The sequence below is a fragment of the Thalassospiraceae bacterium LMO-JJ14 genome (genome assembly GCA_021555105.2).
Classification (GTDB): domain Bacteria; phylum Pseudomonadota; class Alphaproteobacteria; order Rhodospirillales; family Casp-alpha2; genus UBA4479.
On the sequence record CP134604.1, the window covers coordinates 1,142,715 to 1,160,265 of the forward strand.

Below are 17,551 nucleotides of genomic sequence, written 5' to 3' on the forward strand. Positions count from 1 at the left end.
TTACTCACACTTGTTCGGAATCTTCGGCGTGCATCGGTTCTTGATAATGCTCGCCGGTGATTGCGGATTGGAATTCACGGATGGCTTGAAGAAACATAATCAGCATCATGATGCCGAGGCCAAAAGGCAGTGCCCAACGCGCCGGCCAAATGGTGACCTCGATCATACCGATCCACATTTCGTTCTTTGCCGTCATCTTTATGGCTTTGTCGAAGGTGGCGTATGTGAAAACCGCGAGGGCGCCGCCACAGATTATGTAGACAAAGCCGTCGATCCAGGCCTTCAGACGCGGACCGGCCTTGAGAGTAAACAACTCGATAATGACGTGACCGCGTTCAAGCTGCACGTAGGCAAGCGGCAGAAAAACCACGGCGACCATATAGTAGCCGGAGACAATTTCTTCCGTTCCTGGAATGGATTTGTTGAACAAGGTCCGCAGTATGACTTCAAGCATGACATGCGTCATCATCAGGACGATTGCTACGGCGCCTACGAACAGCAGGGCTCGTGCGCACCAAGATATGAGTTTTTCCGTAATCTCCAGCATGTAACCACCCATTAAAAGGCATCTATTCCGATTCCGGATCGTCCAAAATCGCCAGTGCCTATTTATCAATTTGATAACGCAAACTATAACATTGTATCAATTCTAATCAACACAAAGATATCAAATCGCCTAAAAAAAAGTAATCAATATTGGTGCTTTGCCTCTATATAAGAGGTGCGATAATGTGGAGAAGCAAGGAGTGACATAAACGGATGCCGGATAATGGGATTATAGAAGACGTTACAAAGTCCTGCCATGACGACAGCAATCGGCTTCTGGCATCGTTTGTTGCCAGCGGGGATTTCGGCGCCTTAACCGAGGAGGGATGGATATCCGCCGCTCGGCAGATTGCCGATACCGTTGCTGTCGGCTGGGCCGGCAGTGTCGAGGCGGGGGCTTCCCAGGCGGCGGAGCTTGCGCTGCTCGAATCCGCAGCACCGGCCGCACGTTTATGGGGCCGCGCCGAATCGGTCAGTGTCGCGCAAGCGGTTTTTGTGAATGCGGTTTCCGCCGCGGCATTGGATTACGATAGCGTGCATCAGGAATCGCTGCTGCATCCAGCGGCCATTACCGTTCCCGTCGCTCTGGCCATCGGCGAGGACATAAAAGCGAGCGGCGAACAGATCGTTGCCGCGCATATTGCCGGCTGCGAAGTCATGTGCCGGATATCGCTGGCGACGCCTCGCCAGTCGAACTGGTTCCCGGCCTCGGTCTATGGCGTATTTGGCGCAACGGCAACGGCGTCGGCGCTGCTCGGTCTGAGCACCGAGCAAACGCTGAATGCCTTCGGTCTGGCCTTAGCCCAGACTTCCGGAACAAAACAGGCGATTGTTGAACGCGCCCTTGCGAAACGATATCAGACGGCTTTTGCCGCGCGTGCGGGTGTGCTTTCGGCGGCGCTGGCGAAGCGTGGGGTTACGGCGGCGCACCGTTTTCTTGACGGTCCGGCGGGGCTTTTTTCGCTGTACGAGGAAGGTCAACCTGAGCAGGTGGTGGCCGGTCTGGGGCAGACATACGTCTTTCAGAACGTGACAATCAAGCTTTTCCCGACCTGCCTGTGCACCCACGTCATCATTGATGCCGTGCTGTCGCTGATGGCCGCGCACGGTTTTACCAAGGATGACGTCAGCGCGCTGAAGGTGTGTATAACGCCTTATATGAATCGCATCATCGGCGGCGACTACACGCCGGACGCCAACCCGCAGGTCGCGGCGCAGTTTTCCGCCCGTTACGCGGCGGCACGCGCGCTGTTTTCCGGCGGCGTCAAACTGGCCGATATCGAACCCGCGCAGGCGCTGGACCCGGAGGTCGTCCGCTTTGCCCGGGCATTGGATTTAACGCTGTTCGACGATAGAGACGGCCACGTCGCGCCGTGCGAGGTGACGGTTGAGCTGAAGGGGGGGCAGACACATACGCAGCATGTACGCGATGTGCCGAATGCCGCCGAGGGCGCGGATGCCCACGCGGTGCTCGCCGAAAAAGCCGGCGATTGCCTGACGCGCGGAGCCAGCCCGATGCAGCCGGATGCAGCGCGGCGTGTCTATGAGCGGCTGGTCGGTCTGCGGCAGGCCCCCTCGCTTGATGGTTTGTACGACGGCGCCTGAGACGGCCCATACATTATAAATAAGAGGAGAGAACATCATGGAGCGCATGCTTGAGGGGAAAACCGCCTGGATTACCGGGGCCGCCGGCGCGTTGGGCGCGGCGATCACCCGCCGTTTCGCCGCCGAGGGTGCCAGCATCGCGCTTTCCGGCCGGAACGCCATAACCCTGGCCGAGGTCGCGGACGGGCTGCCCGCCGGGACCAAATCGCAGGTTTTCGTGATGGACGTTGTCGACCGCGATCAGGTGGATGCCACGGCGAAGGCGGTGTTCGACAGCTTCGGCGCAATCGACATTCTGGTGAACTCGACCACATGCCCGATCTTCGCCGATTTCTTCGATCTTTCCGACGATGACTGGATGGCGGTTCTGGATGCCAAGGCGCTGGGCTATATGCGCACATCGCGCGCAGCACTGCCGTTTATGCTCGAAAATGGCGGCGGCAGTATCGTCAATGTTTCAGGGCGTGGCGGCCACCAGCCGAATTCCCCTTCGCACCTGGCAGGAAGTTGTGCCAATGCTGCCGTGAATACGCTGACCAAGGGCTTGGCGAATATTTACGGTCCGCAAGGGGTCCGCATCAATGCCATTGCGCCGGGACCGGTCCGCTCGCCGCGCTATGACAAGATTGCGGCCGCCAACGAAAAGATTTCCGGTGCCACCGGCAGCGATTCCAGAAGCGGCGCCAAGGCCGCGAACCCGCTCGGCGAGATGGCCGAGGTCGACGATATTGCTGATGCTGCGCTGTACCTCGCTTCTGGAATGTCACGGTTTGTCACCGGTACGATCATGCAAATCGACGGCGGCGGGACGGTCTCCCTCTGAACATCGTCAGGGGGGATTGGTCAGGGGGGATTGATCAGGGGGGATTGATCAGGATTTGTCCCTGAGTTCCAGGCGTGCCCGCGCATTCATGCGCCGAGCGATGCCCAGTCCGTCTTCGAGAGACACATTCTCACAGTCCTTGGTGAGTTCCTTGATCCAGGCGAGAATCCTCGGGTCGTGCGCCTTGATCGCCGCGGCCCACGCCTGTGCTTCGCCAAGCGCTTCTCCCACGGCAACGACTTTGCTGACAAGTCCGAGAGCGAACATGTCCTCGGCGCTATACTGCTTGCCGCTCGCCAGAAACTCGAACGCTCTGCGCGGCCCCACCCGTTTCACAAGGTTTGGCGTTACCAGTGCCGGCATGACGCCTTTCTTGATCTCCGGATACCCGAAAACCGCATTGTTCGAGGCGATAAGGAAATCGCAGGCCAGCGCCAGACCGCAGCCGCCACCGAGCGCATAGCCTTCGACCGCCGCGAATGTCGGCTTGGTCATGCGCGGAATTGCCAGGAACAGATCGGCCACGCGGCCTGCATGGGCGACGATCTCCGTTTCTTCCTTGAGGGCCGATGTTTCCTTAAGGTCCACGCCGGCACTGAAGGCCTTGTCGCAGCCCCCTAGTACGACGGCCTGTACCCCGGCATCATCCTCCGCGTCATGCAAGGCGACGGTGAGGGCTTCGATCAGTTCGCGTCCAAGTGCGTTGAGTTTTTCAGGGCGCGACAGCGTCAAGGTGCGGACGCCGTTGTCGTCATCAAGTCGAAGGCATGAAGACGTGCTGCTCATGGCGCCGGTTTCCGGCTTTCCAGTTTGCTTGCCTCGCTGGCGGCGATGCGGCCGCCGACGAAGCATTCCGCAAGATTTCCGCCACCGACATACAGATGTCCGAACACACTGCCCAACTCGCCGGCGGCATACAGCCGCGGGATCGGTTCGCCGAACGGGTTGAGGATTTCCTGCCTGACGTTATGGCGCGGCCCACCTTGCGTGTTGATGACGACCGGATAGATCTCCGCGAAATAATATGGCGGGGTTTGAATAGGCACCATGGTGTCGGGCTGTCGGCCGAACTCTTCATCGTGGCCGGCGGCGACGGCGGCATTCCAGGTTTCGAAGGTGCGCTTCAACTGGTTTGCGCCGACATTCAGCTTGGCGGCCAACTCCTCGATCGTGTCGGCTTTGATCAGGATGCCGTTCTCGACCTCTTTGAGGTTGTCCGGACTCCAGTCGTAGTGCGCATCGGCGTCGTTGTAGGCTGTGCGGCCCATGGCGTACATCTGCCGGCCGTGTTCATCGAAGATAGCATACGCCGGGATGCGCGGGAATTTCTGCCGTTTCGAATCGTACTGATCGAGGGGCCGGATACCGGTGTCGCCAGGATAGGGCGGGTATTCGTCCATGAACCGCTTGCCGTCCTGATCGACCAGTATCCACGCGATCTTGGCGAGCGATTTCTGTGACAGCGGCTTGCCCGCGTCATCGACGACACCAAGATCGGAAACGCTTTCCGGGTGCCCCGGCGTCCACATCGGCACGGCTTTCATGTACAGACCGAATGGATATTTCCCCGAAGGATCCTTCATGCCGTAGGGGCCGTGATAATGCCACATGTGCCAAAGGTCGGCGCCGACCGCCTGCGCCATGCGGATGCCGTCGCCGGTATTGCCGGCGAACGAGCCGGTCAGGACCGGCTGCGCCTGGAAATACTGTTGCTTCATTTCGTCATCGTTCTCAAAGCCGCCGCAGGTCAGGATCACCGCCTTGGCGGCATGAATCATAACGTCCTTGCCGTCGATGCGGGCCATGATGCCGCAAACCTCGCCCTGAGAATCGGTAATCAGTTTTTGCGCCGGCGCATTGTAATGAACCGGTATATTGCGTTTCTGGACATTATCTTCGAGGACCTTGAACAGCCGCCCGCCGTTTTTCGTCGCGTGGGTCGCGTGGTAGCGCGTGCCGTTCTCGAGTGCCGGTACTTCGCTGACTTCGCAATACGCCAATGCCTCGCAGCCCGGGAGCGGATAGTTGCCGAGCGCCGGCGTGACCTTGACCGTGGCGCCGTTGATCTCGGCCAACCCTCGCAGATAGGCCGGGACCTGGGTCATCCCGTCGGCAAGAACTTTGAGAATATCGTCCGGGGTTCGTCCGCCGCAGGTCGCCTTCAGATAGGCAAAGGCCTCGTCGGCGCTTTCGGAAACACGGATGCCCCCGGCGGAAACAGCGGAAAGCCCGCCCGGAAAGGGCATCTTTTCAAGGATCATGACACGGGCGCCGGCGTCCGCTGCATCAATTGCGGCGACGCCGCCGGCAGCACCGAAGCCGACAATGACGATATCGGTTTCGATATCCCAGGCAGCAATGTTTTCAAGTTTCATAGGACAGGCGTTCCTGTTGGGCGTAATGGATCAGGGGTCGATACGGTGCTTGAATCCGGTGGTGCGGACACTTTGTGCGCGCGCGAACGTGCTTTTGATTATGTCGCGCGTTTCGGCGGGAAGAATGACGTCATCGATCAGCGCCATCTCCGCTGCATGGTGCGCGGCGGCGACCTCTTCGGCTTCCTTCAGATAGGCCGCGCGGGTGGCGGCCGGATCAGGCGACGCGGCAATCTTCTTGCCGTAGCTCAATTCGACACCGGCCGCAGGCCCCATCACGTCGAACTGTGCCGTCGGCCAGGCGACGATCGTGTCCGGTCCCATGGTCTTGCCGCCCATTGCAAGATAGGCGAGGCCGATGGCCTTGCGGATAACGATCGTGGTGATCGGAACGGTCGTTGCGATCATTGTATTCAGGAACCGCGCAGCCAATGAAACCATACGCTGATTCTCGATCTCAGGCCCAACGACGAAGCCGGGGCAGTCGGTCAGGAACACCAGGGGTATGTGATATGCGTCGCACAGCTCGACGAATTTCCGGGCCTTGCGGATGGCCTTGTCGTCCAGCGCACCGGCCCAGTGTTTCGGCTGGTTGGCGACGATCCCGACCACTTCGCCGTCGATGCGGCTCCAGGCTGTAATCAGGTTGCGGCCGTACAGTTCGCGGTAGTGGAAGAATTCCCCATTGTCGACGATCAGTCGGACCAGTTTTTCCATGTCGTAGGCGCGCCGGTGATTGTCGGAAACGAGGGCATCGATTTCTTCGCGCCCCTCTGGCGTGTCGATCGGTGCCGGTGCCGGTTCGGCGCGCGGCGGCAGCTCGTCGCAGTTGTTGGGAAAGTAAGACAGGAATTCGCGGATAGAGCGGATGCAGTCCTGTTCGTCGCTGGCCATGTAATCGACCTGACCGGTTTCCTTGGCAGCTTTCTCGGCGCCGCCGACTTCCTCTGCGGTGACGTCGCGGCCGATGCCGACCTTAACCACAGGCGGGCCGGACATCCCCATGTATCCCGTCGGATTGACGATCGTGACGAAGTCGGACTGCATTGCCGTGAAGGACGGGCCGCCGAAGCAAGGCCCCATGAAAGCGGAGACGACGGGCGCGTGGCCGGAAAGTCTGTAGTGTTCCCGGAACCGGTCGCCGATACCGGCGGCAATGGCGCCGTTGGCTTCCTGGAAACGGCCGGCGCCGGCCTCCATCAATGCGATATAAGGTGCGTTATGCTTGGCGCAAAGTTCGCGGATGCGGCGCGTTTTCGCTTCGCCGATGCGACCGCGCGTGCCGGCCAGCACGGTGTAGTCATCGGAGGTGACGTAGACGGTGCGGCCATGAATTTTTCCGGACCCGGCGATCAAGCCGTCCGCCGGCGTGCGGTCATGAAGTGTCGGGTGCTGGCTGCGGGCCAGGATGCCGATCTCTTCGAATGTGCCGGGGTCCAGCAATAAATCGATACGCTCGCGTGCGGTTAGTTTGTTTTTTTGATGCAAAGCATCGATTTTTTCCTGACCGCCCATTTGCATAGCTTCCCGGCGGCGGCGTTCAAGCTCTTCAATCGTCGTTTTTTCCATGTTCGCCCCAAATATTCTCATCGCCCGGCGGGACTGCGGCAGTATATTAGCATTGTTTTGGCCGATAATTCCCGAGGGCACTTGCCTCATTTTTGTTGTTTCTTATTCCATAATGTCCTAGGTCATATCAACACATTTAACGAATATTGAATCGGTTTTGATCATGACAAGCGCATCTTCAATGCGCTGAAGAAACACGAAGGGGGCATGAAAATGGCACAAATCGAGGTCTTGGCATCGGTGACCGGCTCGGTCTGGAAGATTGAAAAAAAAGTTGGCGAATCGGTCAGCGCAGGCGAGGAGATTATGATCTTGGAGTCCATGAAAATGGAAATCGGTATCGAAGCCCCTGCTGACGGAACGGTCTCTGCCATCAATGTTGCAGAACAGGATGCCGTTGATGAAGACCAGGTATTGGCGCTTATCGAAACGGCGGATTAAACCTTCACGATCTGTGGGGTGGGCGTTGGCGGGCGGCACCCCTCAGGCCGCACCCTGCCGGCGCCGTCCGGTTGGGGCTCAGGAAAACGGCTCCACGCTCAATCCCGAATAGCATCCGTTATGATACAAAAGCGGCCGGCCGTCGACATCGGCGAAGCGGATGGCGGCGACTTCACCGAAGAATACCGTGTGTGAGCCTGCTTCAACCGCATTGACGACACGTGCATCGAAATTCACAAGGGCATCGCGAATGGCCGGCGCCCCCGTTTGAAGCCTGTCCCAATCGCACAGCTTGAATCTCTCCGCGCCGCTGACAGACAAGAATTTTGACGCCGTACCAAGCTGGCGTTCGTCCAGAACACTGACGCAGAAACAACCACTCTCAACGACGGCGGCATGCATTGACGCACTTTTGTTGATGCAGACCAGCAGTGTCGGCGGTTCCGCGCAGACCGAGCACACTGCTGTTGCCAGCATGCCGCGCGGCTCGTCGTTTTCCATCGTCGAGATGACGCTTACGGCCGCTGCAATATGGCGCATGCCGAGCTTGAAGTCGTCGCTAGATACCAGAGTCATGGTTGTTTCCTGCGTGAATCATAATAGCCGCGGTTAAGGTTTGTCTCTTGCGGCACGATTTATGCGATATTGGAAAACAAATGCACTTGGCGCAAGAAAAAATGTACCCATCAAAGATTGACAATTAATGCAAAAAGTAGCGTTATATATTGATACAATATAAGAATATTGATCTGGAACCGCGCCGCGATTCTGGATGTCCGGGCAGGAGGAAACATGGACTTTGCACAAACCGAGAGCCAAAAGGAACTCGTTGAGGCCGCACGTGAGGCATATGCCCGCAAGCTTGAGCCGTTAACCGCCGACAAATCGCCGGAAGGTGTCCGCAAGCTGCGAAAGGCAATGGCGGAACAGGGATTGCTGGGACTGAACATGCCCACGGAATATGGCGGTCTCGGCTTGCCTCTTCTCGACACGGTGATGGTCATTCAGGCACTGCATGCCTGCTCGCCTGCTACAGGCGGTCTGGCGCACCGGACGTCGACGGGCGCTTGCGGTGCAATCGAGGCTTATGGGACAGACGAGCAGAAGGAAAAATACCTGCGCGGAATCTCGCAGGGCGATATCGGTATTTCCATTGGTATCACCGAACCCGAAGCGGGATCGGCGGCGACGGCGATGCGGACAAGGGCGGAAGTTGTCGGTGACGAAGTCGTTATCAACGGCAGCAAGCAGTTTGTCAGCGCGGTCGATGTTAACGATTTTACCGTCTTGTATTGCCGCTTCGGCAACACCGGCAAGTCCGCCGATATCGGTGCCGTGATCGTGCCGCACGACGCGCCGGGATTCAGCCGCTCGACCGGAACGGTAAACATGGCCGATGAGCTGTTGTTTGAATTGTACTTCGACGACTGCCGGGTGCCGAAATCCAATATCCTGCTGGACGGCAATGCCTTCGGTAAACTGATCAGCGTCTATAACGCCGAACGACTTGGCAGTATTTCCAGGATGCTCGGCTCGGCCCAGGCGGCGTACGAATATGCGCTCGAATATTCCAAGGAGCGCCGTCAGTTCAATCGCGAGATCAGCGACTTCCAGGGCATCCAGTGGATGCTGGCGGAAATGCGGGTCAAACTGGATGCGGCGCAACTGCTGACCTACCGGGCAGCATCCACGGCGCAGGCGACAGGCCTGCCCGATGCGCTTGAGACCTCGATCGCCAAGGTCTTTACGGCGACGGCGGCCAAGGAAATCTGCGACGACGCAATCCAGATCATGGGTGCCAACGGATATACCAAGGAATATCCGCTTGCGCATCGCTATGCCGAAGTACGTGGCGGCTCGATCTATGGCGGCACCGTGCAGATCCACAAGAACATGATCGCCGGAAAGATTCTCGGGCGCAGTAACAGTCAGTGGAAAAAGAACTAAGAATAACTCCGGAGGAAACACCGTGTCGGAAATTGACCGCTCATTGATCGGATCGGAATCGGCCCCTTATGTGGTCGAAGTCGAGAAAGGTGCCATACGTAAATTTGCGGACGCCATTGGCGACGCTTCTGCGTTTTATCGTGATGAGGCTGCTGCGAAAGAAAACGGATATCCCGGGATCATTGCCCCGCCGACATTTCCGGTTTCATTCTATCCGCCGGAAGAGCCGGCGTGGACGCGTGATCTCGACCGCAAACGCATCCTGGCCGGTGAGCAGGGCTTCAGGTATTCCCGCCCGATCGTCGCCGGCGACGTGCTGACCTGCAGGATCGTTTTCAAATCCGTTGAGGAAAAACAGGGCAAGTCCGGCCGCATGGAAATCCTCTATCAGGAAGTCATCGGCGAGGACGGTGACGGCAATCACGTCTTCACGAACTGGAAGTCCACCGTCTACCGGGAATCCCCCAACGAGCTTAAGTAAGGACGCGCGTCATGGATTTTACTTCGGTCCAGGATCTACATTCGGCTTGCAATGCAGAAGACGGCATCTGGCCACACCGCAGCTGGGCGCTATTTGATGTGCGTGAGCTTGGCGAAGCGCAGAAGGGGCATATTCCCGGCGCGACGTTCCTGCCGCGTCGCATGATCGAACTCAGGCTGGAGGAACTCCTGCCTGCGCCGAAAACCCGCATCGTCGTTTATGACGATGGCGGCGATGACAGTCGTGCGACGCGTGCGGCGCAAACCATGTCGGATTTCGGATACGTGAATGTCAGTGTGCTGGAAGGCGGCTTGCGCTCCTGGCAGGCGGCAGGCCATGAAGTGGCAACCGGTTGGAACGTGCCGTGCAAGGACTTTGGCGAGCGATTGCTGGTTTCGAGCAAGGTTCCCTATATCACGTCGGATGATCTGGCTGCCCGGATCGATGCCGGCGAGAACATCGGTGTGTTCGATGTCCGCACACCGCAGGAATACACGGAAGGGTCCTTGCCGGTCAGCACATCCGCGCCATCGTTCGACTGGAGTCTGCATGTCGATGACTGGGCCAGGAACTATGACGGCATCGTCATTCATTGCGCGGGGCGGACGCGCTCGATCTTCGGTACGGAAACAGGGCGTCTGCTCGGGATGAAGAATCTGTGGGCGCTGGAAAACGGCACCATGGGATGGCGTCTTTCGGACCGCGAGCTGGCCGCCGGGCAGAACCGCACACTGCCGCCACCGAGCATGGACAGCATCGCCGGGGTGCGAGACCGGGCGCTGGAACTCGCCAGTGCCGAGGGGGCGAAAATCCTCACACCGGCCGAACTGAGCCAGCGTGTCGACGCCCGGCTCGAAAAGCCGATTTACATTTTCGATACCCGCGACGTCGCGGCTTTCAAGAACGGCCACATCTGCAGTTCGATCCTGCTGCCCGGCGGTCAGGCGTGTCAGCGGGCCGACGATTTCGCCGCCGTACCGGACGCGGATATTGTCTTCGTGGATGATAACGATTCCCGTGCCGGCGTGACGGCGTACTGGTATCGCCGCATGGGCTTCCGCAATGTTTTTGTTTTGCAAGGCGGTGTCGAGGCGTGGCGTGTGGCAGGCTTGCCGATCGCGACGGGTCGCGGCCGAACGCCGCCGCTGGGTTTATCCGAAGCCGAGACGGCGACGCCGTCATGCAGTCTTGATGAACTGAACGCGGCTTTGGCGGCAGACGCGGCGTTAGTGGTTGTCGACGTCGGCAAAGGCAGCGATTACAAGGCATGCCATGTCAAAGGCGCGCACTGGATACCGAGAGGATATCTTGAGGACCGGATCGCCGACACGGCGACGCCGTCGCAGCCGGTCGTTATCACGGCCCGCGATCCTGCGCAGGCGGCGTACGCGGCCGCAGCCCTGGCCGGCATGGGCTACGGCGATGTCCGGTGGCTGAATGCGCCGGGCAAGACCTGGCAGGGGGCGATTTCAACGGAGGCCGGTTCGGCCGGCGACGATGCGCTGATCGATGACGCGCTCGCCATTCCATATAAGAAGACCAAAAAAGAGATGGTCGAATATCTGGAATGGGAAGAAAAGCTGGGCGAGAAGTATAAAGCTGCCGGCTCGGACGAGAGTGCGTAAGCGGCATGGTACCGTCTTCCGGAAATCGGGCCTGGCTTGGAATGGCGGAAGTCGAGCGCCTGGACCGGTCGGCGAAGAAACATGAAACCCCTTGCGGGGACGGCATCATGGTTTGGCGCGAATGGGGTGCCGGCCCGGCGCTGGTTCTGCTGCATGGCGGTTTCGGCTCGTGGAAGCACTGGGTCAGCAATATTCCCGCACTGGCGGACACGTTCACCGTTTATGCCGCGGACCTGCCGGGACTGGGCGATTCCAATATGCCGCCGGAACCCATCAGCGCGGAAAGTGTCGGCGACATTATCGGGGACGGCATCGATGCACTGATTGGCCCCGATGCCCGTTTCAGCATCGGCGCGTTTTCCCTGGGCGCGGTCATCGCGACGCTGATCGTTAAGTCGCGTTACGCGCGTGTCGATCAGGCCGTGTTTATCGGCGCCGGCGGCCTGGGGCCTTATTGGCGCAACGCGGTCGGCGATTTACGCCGCCGCAGTTCGTCAATGACCGAGGAAATGCTGCGCGATCTGGTGCGCGAGAACCTGAGCCAGACCATGATCGGCAATCCGGCATTGATCGATGAGGATGTAATCACATTGCAATTGGGCCTGCTGAACAGGCGGGAGCGCCTGATCGGGCTGCCCATGTCGGAGTCAGATATTGTCCTGCGCTGCCTGCCGGTGATCGCTGAAAAGTCGGTTTTCGTCTGGGGGCGTATGGATCCCTATCTGGATCCGGATGTCGGGCAGGGCATTGAACGGTTGCAAAAGGAATTCCCTTCGCTCGATGCGCGGATCATCGAGGATGCCGGGCACTGGGCCAATTTCGAGCAACCCAAGCGCATAGAGCAACTTTTCCTTGAGCGGCTTTAGGGTAACATTTTTCTATAATTGCCACGTTATATTTGATACAATACGTCACAATTGACTTGAAAACAGGGCTCTCAGGGGGGACAATCCTGAAAATGAAAACGGACGGCGCATGCTTGCGTGCGAGCGTCCTGTTTCAAACATGTGATCTGGAGGAAACGAATGGTAGGTCTGACCGGCTTCGGTGGATATGTACCTCGGTTGAGGTTGTCGAGGAAAAGCGCCGCGGATGCGAACGGCTGGATACAGCCGGGTGTGAAGCGCTTCGGCAAGGGTGAACGAAGCATCTGCAACTGGGATGAGGACAGCGTCACGATGGCGGTCGAAGCCGCACGTGATTGCCTGGAGGAAAAGCCGGACCGCGAGATCGCCTCGATCTACATGGGATCGACGACGTTTCCGTTTCAGGACCGTCAGAACGCAGGCATCGTCGCCGCGGCCATGAACCTCGATGAAAATCTTTCCACTGTCGATATCGGTGCATCGCAACGCGCCGGCACCTCGGCATTGGGTGCGGCACTCGACGCGGCCAAGGGTGTGGACAACCAACATATTCTTGTGCTCGCCAGCGATGCCCGGCGGACACGCGCCGGCGCCCAGGACGAAATGATTTTCGGCGATGGTGCGGCATCCCTGATGGTGGGCAATACCGGTGTCCTCGCAGAACTGGTTGGGCGCCATTCCGTTGCCATCGATTTCGTCGATCACTATCGGGGTGAAAACCGCGCCTACGACTACAACTGGGAAGAACGCTGGATCCGCGATGAAGGCATTCTGAAGATCGTGCCCGATGCAATTAACACCGCCTTGTCGAAGGCCGGGGTTGCGCCGGATAGCGTGAACACATTGATCGTCCCCTCGGCGATGAAACGGGTGCCTTCGAAAATTGCCAAAATGACCGGAATCGCCGAAGACGCGCTGATGGAATCCATGGATGGCGTGATCGGTGAAACCGGCTGTGCGCATCCGTTATTGATGCTGTCGCTGGCGCTGGAAAGCGCGGTTGCGGGGCAGATCATTGTAGCGGCGTCGTTCGGTCAGGGATGTGACGTGCTGATCTTCAAGGTCACGGATGCAATCGCGTCATATAAAAAGAAAGCCGGTGTTTCCGGTTACATCGCGCGCCGCCGCGAAGAAACCAACTACGGCAAATTCATGGCCTTCAACGACCTGGTCGTACAGGAAAAGGGCATGCGCGCCGAGCTGGATAATCAGACCGCGCTTACCCAGCTATATCGCCGCCGCGACATGCTGAACGGTCTTGTCGGCGGTGAGTGCGAGAAATGCGGCACGCGGCAGTTTCCGCGCTCCAGGGTCTGCGTCAATCCGAACTGCAATGAATGGAATTCGCAAAAGCCGTTCGTATTTTCGAATGTGCCGGCAAAGATCATGACATGGTCGGCAGACCACCTGACATACTGCCCCGATCCGCCGTTGCATTACGGGATGATCCAATTCGAGGGCGGTGGCCGGTTTCTTGCCAACTTCACCGACGCCGATGTCGGCAAGGTCGGGGTCGGGCAGGATGTCCGCATGATGTTCCGGATCAAGGATTTTGATAACAACCGCGGGTTCCGGAGATATTTCTGGAAAGCAGCACCCGCTATGGCAAATGAGGCACAGAACAATGGCTAATGGAATCAGAGATAAAGTCGCGATCATTGGCATGGGGTGTTCGAAGTTCGGTGAACGCTGGGATTGCGATGCCGAAGACCTGATGGTTGAAGCGTTCGAGGAATGCATTGAGGACGCGGGGATCGACTTCAAGGAAATCCAGGCCGCCTGGCTGGCCACGGCGATCGAGGAAATCCACGTCGGCAAGGGCGGCCTGCCGCTCGCCTTCGCGCTACGCCTGCCGTATATCCCCGTGACGCGGGTCGAGAATTTCTGTGCCAGCGGTTCCGAAGCGCTGCGCGGCGCGACCTATGCGGTTGCGTCGGGAGCCTGCGATATCGCCCTGGCGCTTGGCGTGGAGAAGCTGAAGGACACCGGCTATGGCGGCTTGCCGCAACGCAGCCGGGGATCGCTCAATTCCATGTGGTGGGCCAACTATTCCGCGCCGGGTTCGTTTGCCCAGTTGGCGTCGGCATACCGGGGCAAGCACGGCATTGATGCAGCCGAATTGAAGCGCGCCATGGCACACATTTCAATCAAAAGTCACGATAACGGCGCCAAGAATCCGAAGGCTCACCTGCAGCGTCAGATCACCGAGGAACAAGTGCTGTCCGCACCGATGGTGGCCGAGCCGCTTGGCATTTACGACTGTTGCGGCGTCAGCGACGGTGCCGCCTGCGCCATCGTGACCACGCCGGAAATCGCCAAGGCGATGGGCAAGAAGGATCTGATCACGGTCAAGGCACTGCAGCTTTCCGTCTCCAATGGGATCGAAGCCGGCCACAATTCATGGGATGGCAGCTATTTCATGACGGCGCGGATTGCCAGCAAGCGTGCCTATGAAGAAGCCGGGATTCGTAATCCACGTGAAGAGATCAGTCTTGCCGAAGTACATGACTGCTTCTCGATTACCGAGTTGGTGACGATGGAAGATCTGTATCTGTCACCCGAAGGCGGCGCGGTGAAAGACGTTCTTGACGGATTTTACGATTCCGACGGTGGGCTGCCGTGCCAGATCGACGGCGGCCTCAAGTGTTTCGGCCACCCGATCGGATCGTCCGGGCTGCGCATGATCTATGAATTGTATCTGCAAATGCAGGGTCGTGCCGGCAAACGGCAGGTCAGCAATCCGACGATGGGCCTGACGCATAATCTGGGCGGCGCGCCGCATCAGAATGTGTGCTCGGTTGCGATTATCGGTCAAATGGGCGCGTGACGCCTTCTAGCGGACGAAAGGGATCGAACATGGGGAAAATGCTTGAGGGCAAGGTAGCGATCGTTACCGGTTCCGGCCGCGGTATTGGCCGTGGCATTGCCGAGATGATGGCCGAGAATGGTGCCCGGGTCGTTATCAACGACCTTGGCGCGACGGAAGCCGGCGAGGGGCAGGATACGGGGCCGGCCACTGAGGTCGCCGAGGCGATCAAGTCCAAGGGCGGCGATGCCATCGTCAACGGCGACAGCGTCGCAAGTTGGGATGGCGCGCATGCGATGGTCGACGCCGCGCTTTCAAAATGGGGGCGCATTGATTGCGTCGTCAATAATGCCGGCATCTTGCGCGACACCATATTTCACAAGATGGAAGAAGCGGATTTCGATGCCGTGATCGGCGTGCACCTGAAAGGCGCCTTTAACGTATCGCGCGCCGCCGCACCGCATTTCAGACAACAGGGTAGTGGCGCATATGTGCACATGACGTCGAATTCAGGGCTGATCGGCAACTTCGGACAATCGAACTATGCCGCCGCAAAAATGGGGATTGTCGGCCTGTCGAAATCGATCGCCCTGGATATGGCCAGATTCAATGTCCGCTCGAACTGCATCTCACCGACGGCATGGAGCCGGTTGACGGGTTCCATTCCGCAGGAAACGGAAGATCAGAAGGCGCGCGTGAAGAAAATCATGGCGATGACGCCTGATAAAATCGCGCCGCTGGCGACATTCTTATGCAGCGATGATGCCGACGCCGTTAACGGTCAGATCTTTGCCGTGCGGAACAATGAAATTTTCTTCATATCCCAGAACCGGCCAATTCGCTCAGTGCACAATTCCGAAGGATGGACGCCGGAACGGATCAAGGATCACGCGATGCCGGCCTTGCAGGCCTCGTTCTATGACCTTGATCGTTCGGCGGATGTCTTCAGTTGGGACCCGATCTGAGCCGGAGGCCGTCACGGGCATCCGGAAAAAATCAAACGACTGCAAATCTGGGGCTCGGATGTTCTTCGGCGACCTTTCGCATGATGCGAAGGGCGTCCTTCAAGCCTGTCATGTTGGTTTGCGGGTTGAGGGAAATGCGAACGCCGCGTGGCGTCTCTCCTCCGCCTGCGTTGAAGTTCTCCGACTGTACCACCGACACGCCTGCGCGTTGAACGGCATCCGAAAACTCACTGGACGTCCAGTGGTCAGGTAAGTTCAGCCACGCGAAGAAAGCTGCCGGATTGTGGCTGACGTTCATTCCCTTGAGCTCTTTCATGAGGAGGTTGTGGCGGATTGCAAGCTCCTCATTGTTCTGTTTTGCGATCTTGTCGGCGACGCCGTCCATGATCAGGACCGACGCCGTTTCGAAAATAAGCGGCGGATTCGCCAGCGACAGAGTATGGATGGTGTTGGACAGCGGCTCGACCAGTGCCGTTGGCGCCGCCATGAAGCCGGCGCGAAGAGCCGGGCTGACGCATTTCGACATGCTTGTGATATAGATGGTCCGCTCAGGTGCCAGTGCGGCAATCGGCACATCGCGTTCCGTCTCTCCGGCGGCAGCAACATCGTCCTCGATGATGATCAGATCATAGGCTCGCGCGATTTCGGCAATCTTTTCACGGCGTTTCATGGACATGGTGCAGCCGAGCGGGTTATGCACGGTCGGTTGCACGTAAACGATCCGGCCGTTCGATTTCTTGTGCGTGGCTTCCAGCGCTTCCGGGAGAATGCCCTCTTTGTCCATCTCCAAGGGTTCCAGCGGAATTTCGCGCAGGGCTGCAATTGATTTCAGGCCGGAATACGTCAGTCTTTCCGACAGAATCGGCCCGCCAAGGCTGGCAAGCGTCATGATGGCCGTCAGCAATGCCTGCTGCCCACCGTTGCAGACAATTACCCGTTCGGGCGGGACATTGAGCCCGCTACGGCTGATCCATGCCGCGCCCGCCGTGCGATGCGTGGTGAATCCGGATGCCGGCGGGTAGGCAATCAGAGGCAGCAACACGGTATGATTGGCGACTTCGGCGAATGAATTCGCGAGCGAGCTCACAATGTCGTCAACGGGGATCCTGAAGCAGGCGAGATCAATCGTGCCTGGCTTGCGCTCGGGCAGAAAGTTGGCATATGCCCCCTTGTCTTCCAACTTCTTGACGAAAGTACCCCGTCCAACTTCGCCGCTCACAAGTTCACGTCTTTTCACCACCATGTAAGCTCGGCCGACAGTGCCGACGGTAACGCCGAGCTTTTCCGCGAGTTCCCGTTGCGGCGGCAATTGTGTGCCAGCCGCCAGCTCCCCGCTGTTGATCGCTTCGGCGATAGCGCTGGCCAAGGCCAGATATCTTGGTCCGCCTATACCTGAAATATCAGGTGTCCACATCATTGTGCTCCTCTTGTCCGCAAACAAATTTGATATCAATTTTGCAAAATTATACCTTAAAGCATTGTTACATTGATCTCATATTGAA

The 17,551-nt window shown here is 58.5% G+C and carries 16 protein-coding genes; 10 read left to right on the forward strand and 6 right to left on the reverse strand.

Annotation, left to right across the window (positions count from 1 at the left end; all coding sequences use genetic code 11):
* Positions 1 to 4 precede the first annotated feature (4 nt).
* The gene (locus tag L2D14_05565) at positions 5 to 547 is read right to left on the reverse strand and encodes a TRAP transporter small permease (protein WNK00893.1); all 543 of its coding nucleotides are present in this window, start codon (positions 545 to 547) and stop codon (positions 5 to 7) included.
* A 212-nt stretch (positions 548 to 759) separates the two neighbouring features.
* Between L2D14_05565 and L2D14_05570 the strand changes: the two genes are divergently transcribed.
* Together L2D14_05570 and L2D14_05575 are read left to right on the forward strand one after the other, a co-directional pair.
* On the forward strand, positions 760 to 2,151 hold the full coding sequence (locus L2D14_05570) for an MmgE/PrpD family protein (protein ID WNK00894.1): 1,392 nt from the start codon (positions 760 to 762) through the stop codon (positions 2,149 to 2,151).
* A gap of 37 nt (positions 2,152 to 2,188) precedes the next feature.
* Positions 2,189 to 2,974: an SDR family oxidoreductase gene (locus tag L2D14_05575; protein WNK00895.1), complete on the forward strand. Its 786-nt coding sequence runs from the start codon at positions 2,189 to 2,191 to the stop codon at positions 2,972 to 2,974.
* A gap of 48 nt (positions 2,975 to 3,022) precedes the next feature.
* Here the strand turns inward: L2D14_05575 and L2D14_05580 are convergent, their stop codons facing one another.
* Genes L2D14_05580 through L2D14_05590 form a run of 3 tightly spaced genes read right to left on the reverse strand, consistent with a single transcriptional unit; the run spans position 3,023 to position 6,918 of the window.
* On the reverse strand, positions 3,023 to 3,760 hold the full coding sequence (locus tag L2D14_05580) for an enoyl-CoA hydratase/isomerase family protein (protein ID WNK00896.1): 738 nt from the start codon (positions 3,758 to 3,760) through the stop codon (positions 3,023 to 3,025).
* Positions 3,757 to 5,349, reverse strand: coding sequence for an FAD-binding protein (locus L2D14_05585; GenBank protein WNK00897.1), 1,593 nt, complete (start codon positions 5,347 to 5,349; stop codon positions 3,757 to 3,759). Before L2D14_05585 ends, L2D14_05580 begins: the two co-directional genes overlap by 4 nt.
* A gap of 30 nt (positions 5,350 to 5,379) precedes the next feature.
* Positions 5,380 to 6,918, reverse strand: a complete 1,539-nt coding sequence (locus L2D14_05590; GenBank protein ID WNK00898.1) for a carboxyl transferase domain-containing protein — start codon at positions 6,916 to 6,918, stop codon at positions 5,380 to 5,382.
* A 207-nt stretch (positions 6,919 to 7,125) separates the two neighbouring features.
* On the opposite strand from L2D14_05590, the gene L2D14_05595 reads away from it, so the two are divergent.
* Entirely contained in the window at positions 7,126 to 7,359 is a 234-nt protein-coding gene (locus L2D14_05595; GenBank protein WNK00899.1) for an acetyl-CoA carboxylase biotin carboxyl carrier protein subunit, read from the forward strand.
* Positions 7,360 to 7,437: 78 nt separating this feature from the next.
* On the opposite strand, the gene L2D14_05600 is transcribed toward L2D14_05595, so the two are convergent.
* Positions 7,438 to 7,935 carry a flavin reductase family protein gene (locus tag L2D14_05600; protein ID WNK00900.1) on the reverse strand — a complete coding sequence of 166 codons (498 nt, stop codon included), beginning with the start codon at positions 7,933 to 7,935 and terminating at the stop codon, positions 7,438 to 7,440.
* A 216-nt stretch (positions 7,936 to 8,151) separates the two neighbouring features.
* Between L2D14_05600 and L2D14_05605 the strand changes: the two genes are divergently transcribed.
* From L2D14_05605 to L2D14_05635, 7 genes are all read left to right on the forward strand, one after another.
* Positions 8,152 to 9,306 (forward strand): acyl-CoA dehydrogenase family protein, encoded by a 1,155-nt coding sequence (locus L2D14_05605; protein ID WNK00901.1) that lies wholly within the window; start codon positions 8,152 to 8,154, stop codon positions 9,304 to 9,306.
* A gap of 22 nt (positions 9,307 to 9,328) precedes the next feature.
* A complete protein-coding gene (locus L2D14_05610) occupies positions 9,329 to 9,787 on the forward strand; it encodes a MaoC family dehydratase N-terminal domain-containing protein (protein WNK00902.1) in 459 nt (152 codons plus the stop codon).
* An 11-nt stretch (positions 9,788 to 9,798) separates the two neighbouring features.
* On the forward strand, positions 9,799 to 11,412 hold the full coding sequence (locus tag L2D14_05615) for a rhodanese-like domain-containing protein (GenBank protein WNK00903.1): 1,614 nt from the start codon (positions 9,799 to 9,801) through the stop codon (positions 11,410 to 11,412).
* 107 nt (positions 11,413 to 11,519) lie between these two features.
* Entirely contained in the window at positions 11,520 to 12,278 is a 759-nt protein-coding gene (locus L2D14_05620) for an alpha/beta fold hydrolase (protein WNK00904.1), read from the forward strand.
* Positions 12,279 to 12,437: 159 nt separating this feature from the next.
* Positions 12,438 to 13,910 carry a 3-oxoacyl-[acyl-carrier-protein] synthase III C-terminal domain-containing protein gene (locus tag L2D14_05625; protein WNK00905.1) on the forward strand — a complete coding sequence of 491 codons (1,473 nt, stop codon included), beginning with the start codon at positions 12,438 to 12,440 and terminating at the stop codon, positions 13,908 to 13,910.
* Positions 13,903 to 15,105 carry an acetyl-CoA acetyltransferase gene (locus tag L2D14_05630; protein ID WNK00906.1) on the forward strand — a complete coding sequence of 401 codons (1,203 nt, stop codon included), beginning with the start codon at positions 13,903 to 13,905 and terminating at the stop codon, positions 15,103 to 15,105. Before L2D14_05625 ends, L2D14_05630 begins: the two co-directional genes overlap by 8 nt.
* 29 nt (positions 15,106 to 15,134) lie before the next feature.
* Entirely contained in the window at positions 15,135 to 16,049 is a 915-nt protein-coding gene (locus L2D14_05635) for an SDR family oxidoreductase (GenBank protein ID WNK00907.1), read from the forward strand.
* 31 nt (positions 16,050 to 16,080) lie between these two features.
* Here L2D14_05635 and L2D14_05640 read toward each other — a convergent pair whose 3' ends face one another.
* On the reverse strand, positions 16,081 to 17,466 hold the full coding sequence (locus L2D14_05640; protein WNK00908.1) for a PLP-dependent aminotransferase family protein: 1,386 nt from the start codon (positions 17,464 to 17,466) through the stop codon (positions 16,081 to 16,083).
* Positions 17,467 to 17,551 lie beyond the last annotated feature (85 nt).

Excerpts from the sequence above, each read along its gene's own strand:
- L2D14_05605 (WNK00901.1), top strand. The coding sequence starts at position 8,152 with ATGGACTTTGCACAAACCGAGAGCCAAAAGGAACTCGTTGAGGCCGCA.
- L2D14_05620 (WNK00904.1), top strand. The coding sequence starts at position 11,520 with ATGGTTTGGCGCGAATGGGGTGCCGGCCCGGCGCTGGTTCTGCTGCAT.
- L2D14_05625 (WNK00905.1), top strand. The coding sequence starts at position 12,438 with ATGGTAGGTCTGACCGGCTTCGGTGGATATGTACCTCGGTTGAGGTTG.
- L2D14_05570 (WNK00894.1), top strand. The coding sequence starts at position 760 with ATGCCGGATAATGGGATTATAGAAGACGTTACAAAGTCCTGCCATGAC.
- L2D14_05630 (WNK00906.1), top strand. The coding sequence starts at position 13,903 with ATGGCTAATGGAATCAGAGATAAAGTCGCGATCATTGGCATGGGGTGT.
- L2D14_05635 (WNK00907.1), top strand. The coding sequence starts at position 15,135 with ATGGGGAAAATGCTTGAGGGCAAGGTAGCGATCGTTACCGGTTCCGGC.
- L2D14_05580 (WNK00896.1), bottom strand. The coding sequence starts at position 3,760 with ATGAGCAGCACGTCTTCATGCCTTCGACTTGATGACGACAACGGCGTC.
- L2D14_05600 (WNK00900.1), bottom strand. The coding sequence starts at position 7,935 with ATGACTCTGGTATCTAGCGACGACTTCAAGCTCGGCATGCGCCATATT.
- L2D14_05590 (WNK00898.1), bottom strand. The coding sequence starts at position 6,918 with ATGGAAAAAACGACGATTGAAGAGCTTGAACGCCGCCGCCGGGAAGCT.
- L2D14_05595 (WNK00899.1), top strand. The coding sequence starts at position 7,126 with ATGAAAATGGCACAAATCGAGGTCTTGGCATCGGTGACCGGCTCGGTC.
- L2D14_05575 (WNK00895.1), top strand. The coding sequence starts at position 2,189 with ATGGAGCGCATGCTTGAGGGGAAAACCGCCTGGATTACCGGGGCCGCC.
- L2D14_05585 (WNK00897.1), bottom strand. The coding sequence starts at position 5,349 with ATGAAACTTGAAAACATTGCTGCCTGGGATATCGAAACCGATATCGTC.
- L2D14_05640 (WNK00908.1), bottom strand. The coding sequence starts at position 17,466 with ATGATGTGGACACCTGATATTTCAGGTATAGGCGGACCAAGATATCTG.
- L2D14_05615 (WNK00903.1), top strand. The coding sequence starts at position 9,799 with ATGGATTTTACTTCGGTCCAGGATCTACATTCGGCTTGCAATGCAGAA.
- L2D14_05565 (WNK00893.1), bottom strand. The coding sequence starts at position 547 with ATGCTGGAGATTACGGAAAAACTCATATCTTGGTGCGCACGAGCCCTG.